The following is a 23,414-nucleotide window of genomic DNA, read 5'->3' on the forward strand; positions in this document are numbered from 1 at the left end:
GAGGGCTCGCCACCTTATTCGATGGCGAGGCAGTGACGCGTTCCGGCAGCGGGTCGTTCCCGCCGCCGGAGATCCGGAGAGCGTCAGCGGCTTTCCTTCAGTTTCTCAAGTCGACCGGCCAGCGACGTCAGGCTGGACTTGACCTCGGCACCGCCGGAAAGCATGTCGTGAACCGAGCGGTAGAAGGCCTGCGACACGCGATTGTAGCTTGTACCGGTGTAGCCGGACGGGCGCACGGCGCTATCGGCAAAAGCCTGCTGGTTATCCTTGAGGAAGGGTATCTTCTCGAGGACTTCCGGATCGCTGTAAAGCGCCTGGATCGACGGGTTGAGAGCCGCCTTCAGCGCACGCATCTTCTGCATGTCCGGGCCGGTGATGAAGTTCACGAAGTCGGCCGCGACCTCGGGCTTGGCGCTATATTTGTTAACGCCGTAATACATCGGGCCAAGGCATCCGCTCGACTTTTCGCCTTCCTTGCCGACCGGGAGGGGCATCACGCCGACCTTGTCGACAACATTGCTCCCCTTTTCATGCGAGGTGCCCCAGACATAAGGCCAATTGCGGTGGAAGACCGCGTTGCCGGATTCGAAGACGGCGCGCGACTGCTCCTCATCATAGTTGAGGACACCCTCGGGGCTGATCGAGCCGATCCAGCCCTTCGCCTTTTCGAGCGCTGCGGCAGCCTGCGGGTTGTCGATGGTCACCTTTCCATCGTCGGAAATGATGGTACCGCCGCCGTTGGAAGCAACAAGCTCGATTGCGTCGCAGGTCAGGCCCTCATAGCTCTTGGCCTGCCAGGCATAGCCCCACATGTCGGCCGAGCCCGCAGCCCTCTCCTTGTCCTGAATTTCCTTGGCCGTGGCAGCCAGCTCGTCCCAGGTCTTCGGCGCCGCCTTGCCGTATTTTTCGAGCAGGTCTTTGCGGTAGAACATGAGCCCGACGTCCATATAGGCCGGCATGGCAATGAGATTGCCGTCGAGTTTGGCCGCGTTGAGTGTCGAGGCGAAATGCTTGTCCTGGTCTGCCTGCGGGATCATTGTCTTGAGGTCGAGCAGGTTGCTCTTGAACATGCCGAGCCAGATCACATCGAGGAAAAGAACGTCGACGTCCTTGGATTTGGCGGCGAGAAGCTGCTGATAGATCGGGATCGCGTCGTCGAGAAGCGCGGGCATCTTGTTGATCTTGGCCTCATTGCCCGTCTTTTCCTTCCAGGCATTGGCAACGTTCGTGCAGAGCTCGAATTCCGTCGGCGAGCAAAACACGGAAATGGTTTCGGCATGTGCGCTGCCACCCCAGAGGGCAGCAGATATCGCCAATGCGGCAAGGCTTTTCTTCAGCATCGATTGTTCCCTTCGTTGATAACGCTTCGGCATTATGCGGAGCTCTTTGTCTCCTTGCTTCCAATAGGACTGGTTATGACCAGTCATGTCAACATGGACTCTGCCGGCGGTTGCGTCGAAGATACAAAACGGCAAGAGTGCTCCACATAGCACAGGATCGGATTCAAGATGCAGCAAGCGCCGGCATCATTCATCGCGCCACAGGGCGGCATCGACCGCAACGATCCTCGCCCCTTGCACAGGCAGGTCTACGAAGCACTTCTGGCGTCCATCCGCGATGGCAAACTGCCGCTGCGCGGCAAGCTGCCGTCAGAACGGGAACTTGTCGATCTCTACAATGTCAGCCGGATCACGGTGCGCCATGCCGTCCGCGAATTGATTCAGCAGGGCGTGATACACAGCCAGCCTGGAAAAGGACTCTACGTCGCCGAGCGTGGCGGCGGCTTCGAACTGCAGGTTCTGAAAAGCTTCACCAGCATCGCGATAGCGAACGGGCGAAGTCCCGGTCATCAGTTGATCGAGGCGAGCATCGTGCATGCGCCGCTTGAGGTGAGCCGTCCGCTGTTCCTGGCGCCTGGCGCCGAAGTGGTTCTCTTGTCGAGGCTTCGTCTTCTCGACAACATACCTGCCGTCGTCCAGACCGATTGGATACCGGCTTCACGCGTTCCGGGTTTGCTCGATCTCGACTGGGCCGTTGCCAACCGGTCGCTCTATGCCGAGCTTCGCGAGCGCTATGGCATTCATCCGAAGCGCGGGCAGACAACGCTGAGCGCGCGCCTTGCAACGGATCAGGAGGCTGTGATGCTCGAGCTGCCTCCGCCAGCCGCGGTTCTCACCGTGGACCAGATCGCTTTCGACGATCGCAACCGCCCGGTCAACCTGACAGCGCTGGTCCATCATCCTGCGCGCTATCCTCTGACGCTGCTTCAATCGGAATCGGGTGATTTCACGCAGTATTGAGCCACGCTGTCCCAGTGCAGGCCGACTGGATGCGAAGTTCCCCGCGAACGCGAAAGCGTAGAAGCCGCATCGTTCAGGTTTTTGGCGATCTGTGTCGTGACATGACGGCCGGCCAGATTCTCAGAGGTCGAGCTTCCGGCAAACTCGGCGCGGTCTATCCTGTTTCCGCATATGGCCCTGTTTGCGAACCTGAAGCCAATCATCTTAACCGTTAAATTCCTTGGCCAACCCTCTGCGAATGAAAGGTAAAATTTACCAAGATTTGTAACGATCCGGCTCAATTCAAATCGCGGAGGGAATTTCGTGAAGACTGCCACGCTCGCATCCATAACCTTGGCGATGTCGATCTCCGCCGCCAGCGCTCAGACAATCGGCATCTCGATGTCTGACCTCGACAAATTCAGAACGCTGCTGCTGAACGGAGTCGTCAGCCACGGGCAGACGATATCAGGACTGAAGCTCGTCACCGAAAATGCAAAGGGCGACAATGAGCTGCAGAAGAAGCAGGTCCAGAAACTCATTGCCGACAAGGTAGACGCGATCATCCTTGCGGTCTCCGATGGCGACCTCGGCCCGCAGATGACGAAGATGGCGGCGGATGCCGGCATTCCGCTTGTTTACATCAACAATGTTCCCTCCAACCTGCTCGACCTCCCGGAAAATCAGGTGGTGGTCGCTTCCAACGAGAAGGAGTCGGGAACGCTGGAGACGAAGCAGGTTTGCGCCCTCCTCAAGGGCAAGGGCCGCGTCGTCGTGCTGATGGGCGAACCTTTCCATGCGGCGGCCCGCGCCCGCACTCAGGACATATCTGATGTCATCGCCACGCCGGAATGCAAGGGCCTCGAAATCGTCGAGCGGCAGGCGGCCTATTGGTCGCACGATTATGCGGACCAGCAGATGCAGGAATGGCTCGCCGCCGGCGTCAAGTTCGACGCCGTTATCGCCAATAACGACGAGATGGCGCTTGGCGCGATCCATGCGATGAAGAAGGCCGGCATGCCGATGAAGGACGTCGTCGTCGCCGGCGTCGACGCGACGGACGATGCGCTCGCGGCGATGGATGCCGGCGATCTTGACGTCACCATTCTCCAGAGCGCCATCGGGCAGGGGGCCACTGCGGTCGACGCTGCGGTCAAGCTCGCCAACAAGGAGAAGGTGCCCCGGGAAAACAACGTTCCCTTCGAGCTCGTGACACCTGAAAACATCGCCAAATATCTGCCGAAGAGCCAGTGAGCATAAGGGGCTATCATGTTGCATTTCTGGAATAAATTCGGCATTCGCGCGCAGATTACCTCGGGCTTCGTGCCGCTGATCCTGCTGATGAGCCTTCTCACCGTCAGCGCTATCTCCGGCATGAGCGGTCTTGCCGGCATCTTCGCTTCCTATCGCGCCACAGCTGGTCAGAGCCTGGCGATCTCGGACTACAGCGACCAGCTGCACGAGATCCAGATGTCGGCCGAGGCCTTCCGCTCCACGCCGACGCAGGCCGTCGTCGACAGCTTCCGCGCCGGCGTCAAAGCTTTCGAGGCGGACGACCCGCGGTTTGCCGGCAACAAGGACCTGCAATCCGGCCTTGCGGCAATCCGTCAGGACATTGCGGCCTACGGCAAGGCGTTCGAACAGATCGTCTCCCTTCAGGCCCGCCGCGATTTGTTGATCTCCAAGGTCACCGAGTTCGGTCCCTGGACCAGCATCGCGCTCAACGATGTGATGCGCAGCGCCTGGCGCCAGAACGACGTGGCTCTGCTGCACATGACGGCGGAGACGCTGGAAGCCTTGAACCGCAGCCTCTACTTCTCCGAACGCTTCGTGCATTCGAACGACTTTGCCGCCTATGATGCGGCTCAGGCAGCGCTCGCCGAAGCGGTGGCGCTCAATGATGCCGCTGCCAAGGCTGCCAAGAACGAGCTGCAGAAGAAGCGCCTGATGGGCGCCGGCCAGCTCATGCAGAATTACACTGCCCGTCTCGGCGATATGAAGGAAGTATTGCAGGCATCCGGCAATATCCGTCAGACGCAGCTCAGCGTACTCGCACCGAAGATTTCGAGCGCGTTCAAGGATCTGCAGGTAACCGTGACCGGCGCGCAGAAGAACCTGGACGGTTCGGTCGAAGCAACGGTCGCTGCCGCGACCAGCACGACGCTGGTCATCAGCGGGTTGTTGATCGTCATCGGCCTCCTGCTCTCCTATTTCGTCGGCCGCCTGGTTTCCTCTGCCGTTCGCGGCATGGCGCAGTCCATGGAGCGGCTTGCCCGCGGCGACGAGACCATCGTGATCAAGGGCGTCGAGCATCGTCACGAGCTCGGTGCCATGGCGCGCTCGCTGAAGGTCTTCCAGGAGACCGGTCGCGCCAAGCTGATCGCCGAAGCCAATGCCGAGCGCGCGCGCCTGGCAGCCGAAGAAGAGCGGCTACGCCAGGAAGCGGAGCGCCTCAGCGATGCCCATGTGATGGAGCATGCCTTCCGTCAGATTTCGGTCGGCCTGGATGCGCTCTCGAAGGGCGATCTCTCCGTCCGCGTCGGTGAAGTCGACCACCGCTATGTCGGGATCCGCGATCACTTCAACAACTCGGTCGCAAGCCTGGAAGAAGCAATCGACGCCGTTATTCGCGCGGTCACGACCATCCGGTCGGGCCTTGCGGAAATCTCCACCGCCTCCAACGACCTCGCCCGCCGCACCGAGCAGCAGGCCGCTTCGCTGGAGGAGACGGTTGCGGCGCTCGGCGATGTCACCCGCGGCCTCAACGGAACGGCGGAAGGCGCCAGCCGCGCCCAGTCTGTCGTGGCAACCGCCCGCACCAACGCGGAAAAGGGTGGTCAGATCGTCTCTCGCGCCATCGCGGCAATGACGGAAATCCAGAACTCCTCGTCGAAGATCGGCAACATTATTGGCGTCATCGACGAGATCGCCTTCCAGACCAACCTGTTGGCGCTGAATGCCGGCGTCGAAGCCGCGCGCGCCGGTGAAGCCGGCAAGGGCTTTGCTGTCGTCGCCCAGGAAGTGCGCGAGCTCGCCCAGCGCTCGGCCAACGCGGCAAGGGAGATCAAGGAACTGATCTCCACCTCCTCGACGCAGGTCAAGACCGGCGTCGAACTGGTCGGCGAATCCGGTGTCTCGCTCGAACAGATCGTCGAACAGGTGACTGCGATGAATGCAACGGTTGCGGAGATCGCGGCGGCTGCCCGCGAGCAGGCCACAAGCCTGCGCGAGGTCTCGGCCGCCGGCGATCAGATGGATAAGGTGACACAGCAAAATGCGGCGATGGTGGAACAGACCACGGCCGCAGCCCAGAGCCTGACGCAGGAAACGGAGAACCTCGCGGAATTGCTGTACCGGTTCCGGACAAGCAGCGCTCGCGCCTCAGAAAATCGGCATTATGCGATGGCGTCCTAACGCGTTCGATCGTTCCCGATGGGGCAGTTCATGAAGGTGTCATCTTCAGAATTGCCCCACAGGCCGATTGCCGTGCAAGATCAAAAGGATCCGAAAAGCTCTCCGAAGCGGTGGCGATGTCCCAGTCAAGACTGGTCATGCGAGCTCGCCGCTCCCGAAACTGATAGGCCTGTAAAACAATGAAGAGCCGCACGTCGCCACTACAGTTCGGTTTTGGCTCGTGTCAGTTTCCTGTGGTGCTTCGCACAGCTCGGACCTTGTAAATCGGCATTGCCGTGCGATGAAGGCTCTCGCCTTGGCGATGTAGAATGCGCATAGTGGCTTGGCGGAGCTGCGCGTTCAAACCGTGCGCGCTGCGTGGACTGGGAGGAGGGCCCAATGACCACGATCCATGAGAAGCAATATCGCACACTGCTGACATCTGCGGAGACGGCGGTCACCATGATCCCGTCCGGGGCGAAGGTTGCGATGCCGCTCGCCGCCGGTCAGCCACCCGCACTCCTGGCAGCACTTGCCGAGCGCGCTCGTGCACGAGCAATCGAGGATGTGCGCCTCTACTATCTGCTTTGCGCCGGCGTTGCCGGCAAAAGCGTATTCGATTTCGAACTGCGCGACCTGATCGTCCCGATGAGTTACTTTCATTCGGGCGTCGAGCGTGCGCTCGACAAGAGGAGATTGGCGGAGGCGTTGCCCGCCGTCGATCTGGTGCCGTGTCATTTCAGTCAGGTGCCACGCTCCATGATCGAGCATGTCGGCGTGGACACGTTGATTGCAACCGTTTCTCGGATGGATGAAGATGGCAATTTCAGCCTTGGCGCCAGCACCGATTATGCCCTGACAATATCGCGAAAACCCGGACTTCGCCTGATCCTCGAAGTCAATAGCAATATGCCTTACGTGCGCGGCGATTGCATGATCCCCGTATCAAGCGCGACGGCACTTGTTGAAAACAACATCAGCCTGCCGATATTGCCCGCCGCCCCTCGCAACGAGGTCGACGACGCCATCGGAGCGATCATTGCTGGTCTGGTCGACGATGGCGATTGCCTGCAGATGGGCATTGGAGCTCTTCCCGATGCCGTATGCTCGGGACTTTCTCGACATCGCCACCTTGGCATCCATACGGAAATGATGACGCCGGGTCTTGCCAGCCTGGTCAAAGCGGGCGTGGTCGACAACAGTCGCAAGCAGACACATGCCGGGCGGTCCATCTTCACCTTCGCACTGGGAGATCAGGCGCTTTACGACTTCCTGGACAACAATCCGTCAGTCGAGGCCTATCCGGTCGATTACGTGAACAATCCCTTCGTCATCGCGCGGAATGATCGGGTCGTGTCGGTCAATGCGACGCTACAGATCGATTTGAACGGCGCGTGCAATTCCGAATTCGTGAACGGACGGCAATTCAGTGCGTCCGGCGGCCAGGTTGATTTCGTGCGCGGTGCTTATGCCTCTCGCGGGGGACGATCGATCATCGCCTGTCATTCGACTGCGGCGAATGGCACGCTTTCGCGTATCGTTCCGACGCTGACCGGACCGGTGACGACATCGCGCAACGATACCCATATCGTCGTTACGGAATATGGATGGGCGAACCTGAAGGGTAGGTCCGTCGCCGAGCGGGCGAGCGCACTGATTGGCCTGGCCCACCCCGATTTTCGTGAAGGGCTCGAGCGGGCAGCCCGTGAGACGGGCCTCTGCTAGCCCTGTCGCTCCTCGAACGATCATGGGCTTCAATACAGGTGTGCATCTTCACCGCGCGGTTCAGACCGCAAGGACGACAGCCCCACCCGCCATACCCGCACCGGCGGCGGCCATGAGAAGGCGCTCTCCGGGTTTGAATGGCCTGCGGTGATTTTCAACTGAAAGGGAGAGCGGAATGGTCGCAGCCGAAGAGTTGCCGAATTCCGCAATCGTGCTCACAAGCTTGCTTTCTTCCAATTCGAGATTGTGGCGAACCGCGTCGCAGAGGCGGGCATTGGCCTGGTGCGGAATGAAGCGATCGATGGTGGAGATCGTTGCGGTGGCCTCGTCGATCGCCTGGCGCGAGGTGCGCGTCATCAATTCGACAGCACGCGAGAAGACCTCGCGCCCATCGCGCATCGTCATCAGCACCTGGTCTGCTGCGGTTTCGGAAGAGAAGGGCCTGTTACTGCCGCCGGACGCTATGGTGATGAGATCATAGCCACTCCCATCCGAAGCCAGGACGGCTGCCTTGAGGCCGCTCTGACCGTTGCTGCATGGGACAAGCACGACCGCGCCGGCGCCATCGGCAAACAGAACGGCGCTGGCGCGTTCCGCCGGGTTGATGCGGCGGCTGAGAATATTGGCGGCCACGACCAGCACTGCTCGGCCATGTGCTCGCACGAAGCCGTCTGCCAGTGTCAGCGCGTAGAGAAAGCCGGAGCAGGCTCCGGCAAGATCGATGGCTCCGGAATTTTTTAAACCGAGCTTGTGTGCCAGCAGCGGCGCCGAGGGCGGCAAGAGATGGTCCGGCGTCGAGGTGGCGAGCAGGATCATGGCGATCTCGCCCGGCGCAATCGCAGCATCCTCAAGGGCCATTTTCCCGGCTTCGGCGGCAAGGCCGCTCAGTGTATCCCCATCGGTTGCCCAATGGCGGGATCGGATGCCGGTGCGCCTTTCGATCCAGCCCTCCTCAAGGCCGAGCCGGTTTTCGATTTCCGCATTGTGGACAATGCGGGATGGAACTGCGTGACCGAATCCGGCGAGCCGGGAGGAGAGGGGCGTCACGACACAGTTTCCTCGAGAACGAGCGAGGCGACTTCATCGATCGCGTCATAGGCGACAGCGATATCCTCGGCGCTCGTGCAATAGGGTGGCATCAGATAGACGACGTTTCCGAGCGGGCGCAGAAGCAGCCCGCGTTCGCGAAACAGCCTGCGCAGGCGCGGCCCCACTTCGGCGAGGTAGCCGCCAGACGGCACAGCAAGATCAAGGGCGGCGATCGTCCCGCATTGCCTGACGTTTACAAATCTCGCGTCGTTCTGGAAGCGCTGCAGATGCTTGGCGTGCTGCGCAGCAAGTTCGGTAATCCGGGTTTCCACCGGTTCATCGTGCCAGACCTGCAGATTGGCGACAGCCGCCGCACAGGCGATTGCGTTAGCGGTATAGGAGCTCGAATGGAAAAAGGTCTTGCGCCGGTCGCGAGACAGATGAGCCTCGAAGATCTCGGCGGTGCAAAGGGTGGCTGCCAGCGGCAGGGCGCCTCCGGTCAGACCCTTCGATGTGCACAGGATATCGGGCGCCACGCCCGCCTGTTCGCAGGCAAAACGCGTTCCGGTGCGACCCCAGCCGGTCATGACCTCATCGGCAATGAACAGGCAGCCGTGCCGGCCGGCGATTTCCTTCAAGGCGGTGAGGACCGCGCTCCCGTAGAATTTCATGCCGCCGGCGCCGAGCACCAACGGTTCGATCAGGATAGCGGCGACTTTTCCCGAACGGCAGATGGTTTCGAACGCATCGAGCGTTTTCTGCTCCCGACCGGGTTCAGGAAAGGGGAGGCGGTCGACACCGAAGAGCAGCGGCTCGAAGGGGGCGTTGAACACGCCGCGCTCCCCGGCGGACATCGCGCCGATCGTGTCGCCATGGTAGCCATGTTCCATCACGACCATGCGATCACGCGCAATGCCGCGATTGTGGAACGTGCCGAGCGCCATCTTGATCGCCACCTCGACGGCCGTCGACCCGCTGTCCGAATAGAAGACGTGTTTCAATCCGGAGGGTGCGAAGGCGAACAGGCGTTCAGCGAGAACTTCTGCGGGTTCATGGGTAAATTCGGCGAAGATGATCTGGTCGTAGGCTTCTGTCGCCTCGCGGATTCCTGCCATGATGGCGGGATGGCGATGGCCATGAGTGATCACCCACCATGACGAGATCGCGTCGAGTATGCGGTTGCCGTCCTCGTCGAACAGATATGCGCCTTCGGTCGCGACGATGCGCTTCATCGGCGGTTCCAGGGCATGCTGTGTGAAGGGATGCCAGACGGGCGAGGGGGTCACGCGCGTGCCTCCATCCGGGCGGCAATGTCGAAGTGCTCGTGAAAGGCGCGGCGCAGTGTTTCAGCAGTCAGGTTTTCCAGCAGCGGCAATCGCCCCAGCGCCTTCACTTGCCCGATAGTGGCGATGGTCGCCTGGCTGTCGGCATTTTCCGGTCCGATGAAAGCGACACCAAAAATGGGAATGTCACGGCTGCGCAGCGCCTCGATGGACAGGAGCGTATGATTGATGGTGCCGAGCGACGTTCGCGCACAGAGAATGACGGGAATGCGCCAGCGGGCGAAGACATCGGCAAAGACCGTTTCTTTCGTGAGTGGGACCAGCAGGCCACCAGCCCCCTCGATGATCAACGGACCGTCGCACTCCGGTGGCTCAAGCCTGGCAGCGTCTATCTCGACACCATCGAGGCGCGCCGAAAGATGCGGCGAGACCGGGGTGGAAAGCCGATAGGTCTCCGGCAGGATATGGTCGGACGGCAGGCCGCTCAGCCGGACGACGGTGTCGCTGTCCGTCTCGTCCTCCAGTCCGGATTGCACGGGCTTCCAGTATCGGGCGTTGAGTGCACCCGCTAGCGCCGCGGCGAACACGGTTTTGCCGATCCCGGTATCCGTGCCGGTTATCACGAAACGGGCGGTCATTTCCTGTGTTTCTCCATGGCGTCGGCAAGGCAATCCAGCATGCTCGCAATCTGCTCCTGATCGACATTGAGCGTAATCGAGAGGCGCAGGCGCGCCGTACCTTCCGGCACGGTTGGCGGACGGATCGCGCGGATGTCGAACCCTTGGGCCTGAAGAGTTTCGGCAATTCGTAGCGCACGCGCGTTGACGCCGATAACGACCGGCTGGATCTGCGAGCCGCTCGGCTCCTTGCCGAATCGGCTCCTCAATCCATAGCCGACAAAAGCGACCAAGCGTTCCAAGGCCTCGCGGCGCTCGGGTTCGTCATCCAGCATGCGCAAGGCCTCGCGCACGCCTGCCGCCATGAGAGGCGAGGGCGCGGTGGAATAGATGAAGGCGCGGGCACGATTGACGAGATAGTCGGCAAGCACGCGGGGGACTGCAAGCAGGGCTCCGGAAACGCCCAGCGCCTTGCCGCAAGTATGCAGGGCAAGCACGTTGTCTCGGCCTTCCAACCCGGTCGCCAGTCCTCTGCCGTTTCTGCCGAAAACGCCGGTGGCATGGGCCTCGTCGATCACGAGAAAGCCCTCGTGGCGTTCGGCAATATCGGCGAGGGCGGCGAGCGGCGCTCTGTCGCCGTCCATGGAATAGAGGCTCTCGACCGCAATCCAAGGACGGCCCCTGCCGCCGCTCCTGCGCCAGTTCCGGATTGCCTCATCGAAGGCGTTCGCATCGTTGTGTTCGGCGCTGACGGACGCTGCCTTGCTCGCCGCAATGCCCTCATGGGCGCTCGCATGAATGAGCGCATCGTGCACAATCAGATCCTCGCGCCGGGGCAAGGTCGAGAAAAGTGCAGAATTGGCGGCGTAGCCGCTGCCGAAATAAAGCACGCGGTCCGCGCCGAAAAACTCGGCGGCTTCCACTTCCAGCGCCTCGTGTTCGGAATGGTTGCCACGCAGCAGACGCGATCCGCCTGCGCCCGGCGGAACGCCCCTTTCCATCGCCGCCATGATCGCCGCCTTGAGGCGCGGGGCGCCCGCAAGTGCAAGAAAATCGTTCGAGGTGAAGTCCACGCCACGCTGCGGCGCCAGGCTGCGCAGCCGCGCCTTGCGCCGCAGGCCCTCCAGCGTGGCGGTATAGTCCGAAAGTATCGCCGTCACACCGCCGGCTCCAGCGGCATCGGAGAAAGGCCGAGACGGCGGAAGAGCGCCGTGTCGTGATCGTCGCCGGGATTGTCTGCGGTCAGCAGCGTGTCGCCAACAAAGATGGAGTTGGCGCCCGCGAAGAAACAGAGCGCCTGCATCTCGTCGCTCATCTCGGTGCGTCCGGCCGAAAGGCGTAGATGCGAGGCTGGCATCAGGATGCGCGCGAGGGCGATCGTTCGCACGAAATCGATCGGATCGACAGGTTCCGCGTCTGCCAGCTTCGAACCGGGAATGGGGATGAGCTGGTTGATCGGCACGCTTTCCGGCGGCACGGGCAGATTTGCCAGCGTCAGCAGCATGGAGATCCGGTCATCCACCGTCTCGCCCATGCCCAGGATCCCCCCGGCACACACCTTGATGCCGGCCATGCGCACCGTTTCCAGCGTATCGAGCCGATCTTCAAAGCTTCGGGTGGTGATGATCTCCGAATAGAAGCGCTCGGACGTGTCGATGTTATGGTTGTAGTAGTCGAGGCCAGCTTCCGCGAGTTCGCCTGCCTGACGCTCAGTCAACATGCCGAGCGTCATGCAGCTTTCCATACCGAGCGCTTTCACACCCTCGACCATGGCGACCAGCGTGTCCATGTCGCGGTCCTTCGGGCTGCGCCAGGCCGCCCCCATACAGTAGCGGGTCGCCCCCGCATCCTTGGCTTTACGCGCCTCGGTGAGAACGCGCTCGACTTCCATCAGCTTCGAGGCCTTCAGGCCGGTCGGGTAGTGGGCGGACTGACTGCAATACCCGCAATCCTCAGCGCATCCACCCGTCTTGATCGACAAAAGACGGCTCATCTGCACGGCGTTGGGGTCGAAATGTGCGCGGTGAATGGTTTGGGCACGGAAGAGCAGATCGCTAAACGGCAAATTATAGATTATTTTGGCGTCGTCCAGCGAGATGCCTGTTGGGCGCGATGCAGAAATCATCAAAAATTCAGAAGTTTGATCGCTTTTTTCCACTTTTTCCGTCCCTCTGATTCAAATTATGGATAGAAAATATTTTTATCGATAATTTTGCAAGAGCAATTCGGAAACAATTGAGCGAAACTATCGGTGCCGAACGTCCGTCGTACGTGCCAGCCTGTGCTTTTTGAGGGGGAACTTGATTGCGCAACTCTGATAAGAGCGGCGGGTTCTGTGAAGGCTTACGTCAACCGTTGTAAGACAGGTGCGGCAGATGTCGACGTAATTCACGAGAGGGTGGGGCATTCAGCGCCGGGGTGTCATGCTCCCGGCGTCCTACCGAGCCACCACTATGATTTGTGTCAAGCTAAGAGCCGCCCGCTATGAAACGCGCTACTCACTGCCTGTCTGCTGGTCAGCGATTGAGGCAGCTTGAATGAGGCCGCAGGCGCGACCTCTGTCAAAGCAGGCATCGTCATTGCTCAAGATTGATTAAATTCGCCTTTTTCGCGAAGGTGAAGTATCCCGAGCTGGACAACCTTGATCAAGTCCGACATCCGCGCGCCTCGGCTATTCTGGTACTCTTCCAGGCTAGGCGTACTGAGTGTGACATAGGTCAGCGCGGTAACGCGCTTGTCTCTCACAGCCTCGGCCCCAAGAGCCCAGATCCGATCGAACAGTCTTCGATCTGCTTCCTTGTTCGACATGACGGTCCCTTAGCTATTCTATCGCTGACGGTTACCTGGACACGCCAGCCTCTGATTGGGTTGATCGGCCTTACGCAGGTCGAGGTTGGTTCGCCTTCAGCGCAAACGGCGTACCCTCACTTGAAGCACCCCGACGCCTTCTCGACATCCGCGCTTGATGCCTTTCTGGATCGCCCCGACCATTTTCGTTGCCGCCTCCGGCGCGCTGATGGCGATAGGCGAAGCGGATCAATGGCAGCGGGATTGGGATAGGCGCTTGCGCTGCAGGCCTCGCTGCCAGGATAGATCCTGAAGATACCCAGGTGTGGATCGGTCGTGACCGCTGTAATACCCGCTTCATGTGCGGCGCGAATGATCGCCTCATGCACGGCATCGGGTTCGGCGTGTCCGGTCAGCACCTTCAGACAAATTCTCACCGCCGCAAAGAATTCCTCACCATCGTCGATGGGCCAATCCTTCAGCAACAATTGTGCAGCCTCGTGTGCGGTACGGATCACTTTACGATCTTCGCCTTGTGCGGAAACAAGAACAATCGTCGGAAACCTTCTTGATATATCGCATCTCATTGCCCTGAACTCCGTTGGAAAGCCAACGCCATTGCCAAGCCCATGGTTTGGGACCGGATTGACGACACAGGCTCGTCAACCAACTTCGGCGGCGTTTCGGCAAACATGTCACATATGATCCCCTCGATTGGGCGGCGCAGGCGTCCTGACGGCCTGTTTCTTCCCATCGGTGTCGAAAGAGTTGGCCAGATTGATTTCCAGCCGGCGAGCCACCGTCTCGAGGAGCCGCTTGAATTCTTCTGACGTCACGCCATCGGCGCGCATTACGGCAGCGATCAACGGATCACGAAGAACTTCTGATATTGTCAGCTCCTCGTCCTTTCCGGCAGTCTCGCTGGCGTAGCCTATGACCGAGTGCTGCGCGAGCGATGCTGCTTGCGAACCTGTCGCAGCCGGAAGGGCGGCTTTCGAGCGTTCGGCATAATCCATATCAGTGTCTCTCGTGGTGGAAGAAGGACTTGTGGATGCGAGGCGCCTGGAAAGCGAACGGAGCTCGCACTGCGAGCCTTTGAAGTCCAATATCCAACTGCGTCCACGCGGCGGGGCGTGTTTCGGAAGACATTCCTGAACAATCGCCGAGACGACAAGGCGAGCGACGGATGTGTTATTGGCCGCTGCCCGCATGGCAAAAGAGCGGTGCCCGATTGCGACACGGGCGTCGCAATCGCAGACCGGGCCTGCATCCGCTGGCAGAGCGATCGAGGGGCCTGGTTTGCAACGGGTGTCGGGGCAGTCGACATGTAAATGGGGTGGCAGCCCGGCTGTTGATGCGAGGGCGGCCGTCAGGACTTCTTCGGCCTGACGCGGATCGTCGCCCGCGAGAACGATGAACGGATTCTGCGCGTAGTCCGCGATCAACCGGAGTGCCGCGGTCCCTTGCGCAAATTCCGGCAGCGCGAATACGTTGGCCGAAAAGCGTGCTGCCAGATAGCTCGACAACTTTTCCGTCTTCAGCCAGCCGAGATCATCCCGGCTCGCCCACGGGAGATGGCCCAGGTTGATCTCATCGATACGATCGGCATCCATGAGAAGGAAACGATGCGCGCCTAGGGTCGCAAGCAGGATAGCAATCTGCGAGCCCAAGCCGCCGCATCCGACGATGACGAAGTCGATGTCGCAAATCTGCTGTAGGCAGCGAGGCGCCGGGAGGGAGCCAAGACGATCGTCTGTGGCCAGGACATGTTCATCCTGCGCCCTCATGTCGGAAGGGTTCGGCGAGACGGCAAATGCAGGCTTGATGACATTGGGGCCCTGTTGCTCGGCAGCATCAGCACTAATGCCGGGAAACAGAGCCCCTCTGCCGCCCCGCCCAACACTGTGGGCGAAGAGGTTGGGGAAATCGACGCGCGCCGTGGCAACCGCTTGCAGCTGTTTGGACCGATGATGGGCCATCACATCACCTCCATCTCGCTTTTCGCAGTTGCGTGGATCGTCTCGGCGCGAGGACTGCAATTCTTGCCCATCGCATGGTCTGCCGCTTTGGGAACCACATGGAATTTGCCGTCGTACCAGAGGAAGACATTGTCGCCGCTGTCGTCGATCTGTCGCCGGCCCATTCGAGGGTCAATTGGCTCCTTGCCGCGCAAGAGCATCTGTCCGATGTCCCAGGCTTGGCGATCGAGAATTTGCTGGCGTTCTGCAAAGTGGGCTTGGCGGTGCGCTATGGGCTCTTCTGCAAGCAGTCTGTTGACGAGAAACTGGATGCGGCCGCTCCATGAAGGTATGGCGGCGATGTCTGGGAGGTCGAGGAGGACATCGCCGCCGAGACGCTCTATTCCATTTCGAGCGATATCGATGAGCGGGACTTGCCGCGCGGCATAGGCTATTATGGATGCAGCCTTTCGGGCGCGGCGCTCAGGATCCGCTTCGGCGGAAAGACATGCCATGCGGAAGGCGCACTCCCAGGGAATGGTGTAGGCCGTATGCAGGATGCTTTCGAGCGTCTGTAGGTCGTTCTTGTACGGGGAAACATACTCGAATTCGTCAGGCAGGCATGCTGCCGCCGAGGCCGTATACAGCCCTAGCAGGACATGCCCGGCCTCGTGAAGCAATTGGGCTGCGGTCTCGGCATGATCACCGTCCCGCAAACGTTCTCTGGAAATGGCGATGATGACGCTACCGGGCAATTCAGTCGAACTCGATACCGAACAGGCCGGTTCGCGCCGCACGCCAACGTAAAGCGTATGCAGGCTGTCGATCAGACGCTGATGCCCGTACATGTCCATTTTCGCGATCAGCGCGAAGACCCTCTCCATATGGCCGGCGATTTGGTCCAGCTCCTCCTCGCCGGTGACGATGCGATCGAGACCTGGATCGTCCTGCATGCATTGGTGGAGGAGGGATTGCATCACGCGGCTTCGTGCCGGACTTTCCAAGGGGACAAGGCCGATGCCACAGGAGAGCCGGCGCGCCGGCTGACGTTCGAGTTCAAGATCCGATGCGATCATATCCGTCTGCAGATAGTCGCTGGCGACCCGGGCATCGGGGCCGTCGGCCTGCCATTCCACACTTCGTGTGAGCCCACCCATCCAGGCTGCGAGCACGGATGAGCGATAGGGGTCGGCATTGACCGGTCCGGCAATGGCTGCCGGAAGCTCCAGCAAGCGAGTGTATCCGCCATCCGCCAGGCCGGGGAAATAGGCTGACAGCGCCTCTGTACCGGTCGAGCAGCCGGCGAGCTTCGACGCTGCCGCGAGCGCGCGACCATATCGGAAGCGTCGCTTCGAAAGATTGCGTGTTGCGATGCGTCGCAAGGAGACGGTGCTTGCCATCAGGGGATTGGCCTTGAGCACATGGCGCGCCTCATCTGCCACTTGTTGAATGCGGGACGCGGACATTGACAGCCTCCTTGGGTTTATCTTCAGCCAGACCAAGATTTCATCTTGGGCGAAAATGCTCCGTGTCGGGCTGGCTTTGTCCCATCGGAGCGGTGAGCGTCGTTTTCTGTGAGGCACTATTGCCCAAGGGCGTCATCCGCCCGCCAGTTCGGCGTTAAAAATCCGTAAAAAGCGCGTAAACAAAGAAAAAGCCCCCGTGATAAAGGGGGCTTGGATTTTTGAAGGTCAACTACCGGGATTCAGATGGCGAGGGCTGACTGTACCGCGGTCCGCGCATTCGGCAGGCCCGACCCGAAGAAAAAGGCCATATCGATGGCGTCTTCACCTTCGGCGTTCATGCAATCTGCCGTTAGTTTTCTTGTTCCGGGCGCGACAACGGCATCTAGGCGGGATGCTGCTTTCAGAATGGACTTCACACGGGGCCCCGAGAGGCGGTCAGCAGCGTTGTGGCGGCTCTTGTAAGCCCGCTGTATCAGCGCGCAGAGCCCGCCCACTTGTGCCGACGCGCCGGAAGTTCCGCCGAAGCTCGTGTAGTATCCACCCCCGATGCCCGGGTTGGTTCCGAAGGGCACGATGGCCGACCATGGATCCGAGCCTTGATCATAGCCAAAAATTCCCGACAGGTCCGTCGTCAGCAGCGAGAAGTGTGAATAGTAGTATTCCCGGCTTCGATGGGTGTTGTAGTCGTGCTGTGCGGCAAACGGAGAAAGCCGGTCGAGGCGCAACTGATGCCGGTTGAAGACCTCACCGTCGTTAGAGGGGCAGACCACCGTCAATCCTTCGCCATAATTGCTGTAGCCCGAACGGAAACCTTCCACAGTAACGGCCCCCACGGCGATGATGCCGTTATTGTCGGCGGCGAGATTTGCCGGGTAGATCAGCTGACTTTCCGCACTGTTTCCTGCGGCACAGACGATAGGGATCTGGCGACTGATAGCGAGGATGAGCTGTTTGAGGATGTGCCAAGGGCGGTCGGGATTGGAGCCTTTCTGCGATGCCTTTGGCTCCAGTTCGGGCGCACCCAGGTCGGCGAAGGCAATGCGCGTGAAGAGATTGGCGGCATCCTGGTTCTTCCAGAGTTCCAGGTCGGCCTTCAACTCGTTCTTTGGATCGACCACACCGCGTATCGGGTCCGGCAGGCCACGCGGTAGGACGATCACGTCCGCCTTCTGATGATAGGCATAGAGAAAAGCAGCAATGAACTGCCTGACATCGTCTTCGAAGGACGTTCTGATCGAGATGAGCCTCGAGAAAGGGTCAACCCCGAAATAAGGGATGACATTACGGTTGCCGCTCGTGCGCAACTCCTCGCCATCGCCGTAAAAAGCTCCTTCCGGCGGAAGAGCGGGCGTACCTTCTTCCGAAACAACGGCGGGTTCGCCGACGATCAGCCCCGCACAGCAGGTACCATGCGATGCAAAAAGCGATTCCGGATTGTAGAGCCGCCGCAAAACGCCCTCCGATGCGGCATATTCGGCAACGAGATCACTGAGATAATCTCCATCGTCGTTTGAAAGGCCGATATTTCCGAGCGGAGCGATATTGAGTCCGGCAAAGAAGGCATGCTTTTCTTCTCGGTCAAATGAGCTGGTCGTATCGAGAATTTCGAGAACGCGGGCGCCGTAGCGATGCGTCGTCAAGTCGATTGACGCCTCCCGGTCGAGCCGTGTCGCAAGATTGGGATGATCTGCAGATACACCCACATCGATCAAAGCAACGCGAGCGGGTCGCAACGGGCCGGCAGAGGCGATATCATCCCAGACCGTGCCGGTGATGATGGGATCGGGCAGCGCGCGTGCCGCGCTCTCATCGGGCATGGGTGGAACAAGCGGAGGCGATCCATATTCGGCGTCGACCACGCCAAGCGCGGTCAAGTGCCAGAGATAATAGTAGTTTATCGGCGTGAGCTCGGGCATTTGCGATTGATCCGTCATGGTTTTACCCCTGTTGAGCAGCTGGCGAATTCAGACCCATTCGTGGTGCACGGCCTGGAACAAAGGACCGAAGGCATCGTGGAGGTAGGGAGCGAAGCGGCGGGCGAGATCGCGACCGGCCTGCGTGTCACTCGGATAATGGAGACCAGCCCATTCGCGGTTCTCTGCGACGTTCTGGGCAATGCGGGCAAGCTCGTCGGTGGCCGGATGTTCCGGTAGGATCGTCGAGAACGCGAAAGCGATCGAAAAGCACTGGAAGGCGTGGTTGCTGGGATAGGATTCATGCACCGGCACGGCCAGCAATGGCCGCAGCATGGGCTCGAACTGATTTGGCCGCTGTCGGTTGAATTTGCTCTTGTAAATCAGCCCGACATATTCGCAGGCCGTCAGGATCGCCTGGAAAAGTCCTTCCGTTTGCTCGTAACCGCCAAGATCCTCGATGTACAATGCTCGCGTGAATTCCGAGACCGAGATTGTCGACTCGAGCTGGATGTCGGGCAGTCGCCGCACACGTTCGCGGTCGCGTCGCTGCATCGAGAGCAGCACCGTCGTTTCGAGACGGGTATAATCCGGGCCGGGCGGCGGCAATATATCCAGCACCTCCCACGTAAAACGTCGCGCTGCGGTATAGGCGTTGCGTGACGGTTGCTGGTGCAGCCGCCGCAATTCGAAGGCGGGGATAAGCTGCGACACGCCGAGGCTGGCGCCATCCATCGTCGACTTGTTCTTGTTCTTATTTTTATTTTTATTCTTGTTTTTGTTCAGCGACGCCTTGTTGAGCACGGACTTGTTCGCCACGCTCTTGTTGAGGACCGAGGCGGCGGCCATCGTCGCCATCATGGGACCTGCATCGGGCGATTCCTCCTGTCCCGTGTTGAGCGTAAGTGCAGTTTCGGAGGTTGCTGTCGGGGCAATCGGCGGTACACCAGCGACAGGAGCCGTCCCTTCGTCCTCCCTCGGTTCACATGGAAGAACCGCATCCGGCTCAATCTTGAATTTGTAGTGATTGAGGAATAAGACAATTTTTGATTGTGGACCTGGGGTTATTTCCGCTTCCATTGCAGCCTCCTTGTGCAAAGTTCAGAAAAATTATCCGGGGTTCAGCGCAGCTTGGCGCCGGCCTTCACCAAACCGTCGATCAAGATCTGGCCGCCGCCTGTATTAAGGAGCGGATAGCCGCTAGCTCGGAAGGCGTTGATGGAGAAGCCGTCCTCGACTGCCGCAAGTCGCTGCAGATAGTGGCGTGCGCCGCCGAGATCATCGAGGTGCGCATGACTTGAGGCGAGGTAGCGTAGCAGGCTGTTGAACTTCGGCCGTGCCCGCAAGGCCTCTTCGCCGGCAGCTATGGCCGCTGCGTGATCACCGGCAAGTGCTGCTGCTATGCATTTCGTCGTGTCAAAGTAGTATTTGTGTGGGCTGTAGACGCCGAGTTCTTGCACCCAACGCGCCATAGCCATGGCCTTGTCCGGCTGGCCTGCATAGCAGTGGAGCATCGCGTAGAGATCCCAACTGAGCGGCAGGGCCGGGTTCAGACGGATCGATTTTTCGAACAGGTTGGCTGCGTAATCATACTCGCCGAAAAGGAACGAGTGGACATGGCCGACAAGGGCGAGCGATACGGAATTGTGCGGATCGATTTCCAACGCCTTGCGCGCGTAGGACTGGGCTTCCTCGATCAGATGCGCATCAAGCGCGTTGAACCGTTGGCCGACCTGGAAAGTTCGGATGAAGGACAACCACGCAAAGGTCGATGACCGTGGTTCATGCTGGATCTGTTCTTCGAGGCGTTGCTCGGCGTTAGCGAGGTCGTCACGTGACAGGCGAAAGATCGCATTGACGGCGTCGATCAGGAGGCCATCCTGCGACAGTCGATTGTCGTTTGACTGGGTCTCCTGGAAATAGGCCAGTTGATCTACGGCCTGGCTGATCAGTGCAGCGGCGATGCCGAACTCGCCCCGCTCGAATTGCGTGCGGCTCATTGCCTGACTGCCGAGCCAATGAATACGGTTGTTGATCAGGTGCTTCATCACCAGTTCGACGAGCACCATGCTGCCGTCAAACGTCAACCGAAGCTGGAGGGACATCGGAAGGCTGATCTGCCCCTCGCTCTCCTCAATATCCGGTAAAGTGAAAGAGAGGTCGGTGACGCCAATGGCGAGCCCATCGGTGACGGCTTTTGCAATGAGATTCTGGAACCGCGTGGCAGCAATTTGTCCGCCATCTCCGGCACCTATCACGATGGGGGATTGAAGAGCCATGACCCATCGCCAGCCACCGTCGCCTCGCCGGCGATATGTCTCGCTGCCGCCAGTCTCCACTGTTTTGCCTTGTCTTGGCGCATCCCGGGATGCTGTAAGCGGCAGCAGCGTAGAATGTCTGGCGATATCACGGTTCGGTTCTTGACGGGGCTCGAATACATCATGGACCTGGCCTTCATCGAGGCGGCGATACCAGTTCTGCCGTTCAAGCGTTAGCCAGTCCTCGAATTCCGGATCGCGGATGTCGATGCCTTCGAGCAATTCGTCGGTGATTTGATCAGCCGATCGCTCCGTCCGAACCAACACGTCGGTGTCAAGGACAAGCCGGTCCATATCCAGCCAAACGGTATTCTTGTCGGCTACCAGGAGATTACGAGCCGGTCCCAGAGTCTTGTGGATGTCCAGAAGGGCCTGACGCAGACTCGCTGCGGCCTGGTCGTCGGAACGATCACTCCACAGTTTGTCTCTGAGCCAGATCCTCGAGCGCGAACCACGGGCTGACAACGCAAGCATTGCCAAAAGGGCCTGGGCTTTCTTGGATTTCGGAGTAACCGACCGTCCTGCGGCGTCCACCAGGGCAAATGGCCCGAGCAGGAACATCCGAAACGGATTTTGCTCCTTGTTCATGCGATCCACCGGCCCCGCCCCCGTTGGCTCCGGTACGCTCGTGTGGCAGCCCGAAGATCTAGCATCCGGAGTCCACTCTGTCACAACTGAAGCGTCTGGCAAGCAACCGACAAGAGAAATCGGCATTTCGAAAGGTATACGGGTGATCTGGCGATGATTGAACTGAAGCATAACTGGCTGAAATCCCTCCGCGTAACTTCGCAGACCGGCCGTAGCACCCTGGCGTCAAAGCAGCGTCAAAGGAATGTTGTACGCCTTCGGTCAGCTTCCGGGCGCTGCAGAAGTTTCCGATCCGCTTCTTTGTCGTTTGTCCGCTTTTCGGATGAGACATGCAGATGATGCTGCAGCGGCATTCTGAATGGTGACGTGTCATCAGTCCGGTAGCCTCTTCGCGTTACTGTTTGATTGGAGAGGCTTTTTAGCTATTGCGCGAAAGTGTCTGTAACAATGCCTTTCAAAAATCGGTCTCGTTCGCTGTAACAGAGCGGTCTGCCTACGTACTTGCGGCGCGGCATCTGGATCTCGGGAGGGGCGGGGAGAGGGCGCCGAAACAAAACACGGTTGGGTCGCATGGCCTTTCATCCAACGAAGGGTTCTCCACAGCCACAAGCTGCGTCGTACCGGTTCAAGAACTCCGTGTCACACGCGAGCGCGCAACGCGGGCCTCGGAGACGGCCTGCCGCCGTGGCAATGTTTTTCGCCACCGCTGCCTAGGGAATTGTCGTCGTTAACGAGAGGAAAGCTGGCGGCACCGATCGAGGTTGCCGAACTCCATAGCGGGGCCGGAGAGACCCTATTTCGTGTCTCTAGCGAGTTCTTTGAGGCGAGACAGCCGACCCGACGCTCGGGGAATTGTCCGTGCAAGATGGAGCGCGCAGTCACCCGATCGGGTTAGTGCAATATGTATTGTAGAAGCCGCGAATATACGCATAATTTCTGCGGCTGGCATCACGAGACAAGATCACTCGAGGCTCGGGGGATTCCATGGAAACAAATGTTGCGGACGCCCATGCTGGCGCAGTATCGCCCGAGCTCGTGGTCGAGGCACTGTTTGCCTGCCGAAAGACGGCAGCGATCAGGGCGGCCATCGAGCTCGATCTCTTTACGCATATCGGCGAGGGCAAGACGGCGGCGCTGCTGGCATCGGCAATAGGCGCCTCGGAGCGCGGGGTGCGCATCCTCTGCGACTATCTTGTGGTTCATGGCTTCCTGACAAAGGAGAGCGGACAGTACCGAATGACGCCGTCGACCAGGATGTTCCTCGATCGCAATTCGCCTGCCTATATGGGCTCTGCGGTCGAGTTCGTCGCCGCGCCCGAAGTACTGGATAATTTTCTGCGCGATCCAGCCGCCATCGTGCGAAACGGCGGTTCGACCGGGCTTGCGAACATGTCGGCAGATAACCCTGTCTGGGTGAAGTTTGCCCGCGGCATGGGCTCATTTACCGGGCTTAGCGCCAAAGTGCTGGCTGGCGAAATCTCCGGCTGGCCGAGGTCTCCCAGAAAGGTGTTGGATATCGCTGCAGGTCCAGGCGTTTTCGGCATCGAAATTGCGAAGGCCATTCCGTCGGCGGAGATCGTCGCCGTCGACTGGGCTGCCGTATTGGAACTGTCGCGGCAGAATGCGCAACAGGCTGGCGTGGCTGACCGATACCGGACGATCGCCGGCAGTGCCTTCGATGTGGAGTGGGGCACGGACTATGATCTCGTTATGCTTCCAAACTTTCTGCACCACTTCGATTTGCCGACCTGCGCCCAACTGCTGCGAAGGATCATTGCGAGCCTTGCAGAACAAGGCCGAATCGTCGCGGTCGATTTCGTGCCGAACGAAGACGGCGTGTCGCCGCCTTTTCCCGCGGCCTTCTCCTGGGAGATGCTCGCCGGCACGCCGGCGGGCCAGGCCTATACGCAAAGTGAGCTGACTGAGATGGCAAGACAGGCCGGCCTTACCGGTGTCAAGGTCAGGCCGTTACCGCCGACTCCCGCAAGCCTCATTCTCTTTGAATAGCCACGGCCGTCTGCTTGGCCGGCCAACACTGTCGGGTCGCGCACGACACTT

Annotated in this window: 18 protein-coding genes; 5 read left to right on the forward strand and 13 right to left on the reverse strand. The window is 59.9% G+C overall.

The genetic code is table 11. The features are described 5' to 3' along the window. Positions 1-83: 83 nt before the first annotated feature. A complete protein-coding gene (locus LVY75_03775) occupies positions 84-1,340 on the reverse strand; it encodes an ABC transporter substrate-binding protein (protein XAZ21084.1) in 1,257 nt (418 codons plus the stop codon). A gap of 168 nt (positions 1,341-1,508) precedes the next feature. Between LVY75_03775 and LVY75_03780 the strand changes: the two genes are divergently transcribed. The 4 genes from LVY75_03780 to LVY75_03795 all read left to right on the forward strand — a co-directional run bounded on the left by LVY75_03780 (position 1,509) and on the right by LVY75_03795 (position 7,397). Then, positions 1,509-2,300 carry a GntR family transcriptional regulator gene (locus LVY75_03780; GenBank protein ID XAZ21085.1) on the forward strand — a complete coding sequence of 264 codons (792 nt, stop codon included), beginning with the start codon at positions 1,509-1,511 and terminating at the stop codon, positions 2,298-2,300. Between the two features lie 303 nt (positions 2,301-2,603). Continuing rightward, complete coding sequence (locus tag LVY75_03785; protein XAZ21086.1) at positions 2,604-3,533, forward strand: substrate-binding domain-containing protein; 930 nt, start codon at positions 2,604-2,606, stop codon at positions 3,531-3,533. A gap of 15 nt (positions 3,534-3,548) precedes the next feature. Next, positions 3,549-5,693 (forward strand): methyl-accepting chemotaxis protein, encoded by a 2,145-nt coding sequence (locus LVY75_03790; GenBank protein XAZ21087.1) that lies wholly within the window; start codon positions 3,549-3,551, stop codon positions 5,691-5,693. Positions 5,694-6,071: 378 nt separating this feature from the next. Then, entirely contained in the window at positions 6,072-7,397 is a 1,326-nt protein-coding gene (locus LVY75_03795; GenBank protein ID XAZ21088.1) for a 4-hydroxybutyrate--acetyl-CoA CoA transferase, read from the forward strand. A 60-nt stretch (positions 7,398-7,457) separates the two neighbouring features. Here the strand turns inward: LVY75_03795 and LVY75_03800 are convergent, their stop codons facing one another. From LVY75_03800 to LVY75_03855, 12 genes are all read right to left on the reverse strand, one after another. Next, complete coding sequence (locus LVY75_03800) at positions 7,458-8,444, reverse strand: beta-ketoacyl-ACP synthase III (protein XAZ21089.1); 987 nt, start codon at positions 8,442-8,444, stop codon at positions 7,458-7,460. Next, a complete protein-coding gene (locus tag LVY75_03805) occupies positions 8,441-9,712 on the reverse strand; it encodes an adenosylmethionine--8-amino-7-oxononanoate transaminase (GenBank protein XAZ21090.1) in 1,272 nt (423 codons plus the stop codon). Before LVY75_03805 ends, LVY75_03800 begins: the two co-directional genes overlap by 4 nt. After that, positions 9,709-10,347 carry a dethiobiotin synthase gene (bioD, locus tag LVY75_03810; GenBank protein XAZ21091.1) on the reverse strand — a complete coding sequence of 213 codons (639 nt, stop codon included), beginning with the start codon at positions 10,345-10,347 and terminating at the stop codon, positions 9,709-9,711. Before bioD ends, LVY75_03805 begins: the two co-directional genes overlap by 4 nt. Then, on the reverse strand, positions 10,344-11,486 hold the full coding sequence (locus LVY75_03815; GenBank protein XAZ21092.1) for an 8-amino-7-oxononanoate synthase: 1,143 nt from the start codon (positions 11,484-11,486) through the stop codon (positions 10,344-10,346). Before LVY75_03815 ends, bioD begins: the two co-directional genes overlap by 4 nt. Beyond that, on the reverse strand, positions 11,483-12,451 hold the full coding sequence (bioB, locus tag LVY75_03820; GenBank protein XAZ21317.1) for a biotin synthase BioB: 969 nt from the start codon (positions 12,449-12,451) through the stop codon (positions 11,483-11,485). The genes LVY75_03815 and bioB overlap by 4 nt, the downstream gene beginning before the upstream one ends. 458 nt (positions 12,452-12,909) lie before the next feature. Next, positions 12,910-13,134, reverse strand: coding sequence for a hypothetical protein (locus LVY75_03825; GenBank protein XAZ21093.1), 225 nt, complete (start codon positions 13,132-13,134; stop codon positions 12,910-12,912). Positions 13,135-13,250: 116 nt separating this feature from the next. After that, entirely contained in the window at positions 13,251-13,700 is a 450-nt protein-coding gene (locus LVY75_03830) for a DUF982 domain-containing protein (GenBank protein XAZ21094.1), read from the reverse strand. A 108-nt stretch (positions 13,701-13,808) separates the two neighbouring features. Further along, the gene (locus LVY75_03835; GenBank protein ID XAZ21095.1) at positions 13,809-15,092 is read right to left on the reverse strand and encodes a ThiF family adenylyltransferase; all 1,284 of its coding nucleotides are present in this window, start codon (positions 15,090-15,092) and stop codon (positions 13,809-13,811) included. After that, complete coding sequence (locus tag LVY75_03840) at positions 15,092-16,537, reverse strand: HEXXH motif-containing putative peptide modification protein (GenBank protein XAZ21096.1); 1,446 nt, start codon at positions 16,535-16,537, stop codon at positions 15,092-15,094. The genes LVY75_03835 and LVY75_03840 overlap by 1 nt, the downstream gene beginning before the upstream one ends. A 239-nt stretch (positions 16,538-16,776) precedes the next feature. After that, positions 16,777-18,471, reverse strand: coding sequence for a S8 family serine peptidase (locus LVY75_03845; protein XAZ21097.1), 1,695 nt, complete (start codon positions 18,469-18,471; stop codon positions 16,777-16,779). 30 nt (positions 18,472-18,501) lie between these two features. Further along, complete coding sequence (locus LVY75_03850; GenBank protein XAZ21098.1) at positions 18,502-19,530, reverse strand: phosphatase PAP2 family protein; 1,029 nt, start codon at positions 19,528-19,530, stop codon at positions 18,502-18,504. A gap of 41 nt (positions 19,531-19,571) precedes the next feature. Then, the gene (locus LVY75_03855) at positions 19,572-21,527 is read right to left on the reverse strand and encodes an SARP family transcriptional regulator (GenBank protein XAZ21099.1); all 1,956 of its coding nucleotides are present in this window, start codon (positions 21,525-21,527) and stop codon (positions 19,572-19,574) included. Between the two features lie 813 nt (positions 21,528-22,340). Between LVY75_03855 and LVY75_03860 the strand changes: the two genes are divergently transcribed. After that, positions 22,341-23,363, forward strand: coding sequence for a methyltransferase domain-containing protein (locus tag LVY75_03860; GenBank protein XAZ21100.1), 1,023 nt, complete (start codon positions 22,341-22,343; stop codon positions 23,361-23,363). Positions 23,364-23,414 lie beyond the last annotated feature (51 nt).

The sequence above is a fragment of the Sinorhizobium sp. B11 genome (genome assembly GCA_039725955.1).
In the GTDB taxonomy this organism is placed as follows: Bacteria; Pseudomonadota; Alphaproteobacteria; order Rhizobiales; family Rhizobiaceae; genus Rhizobium.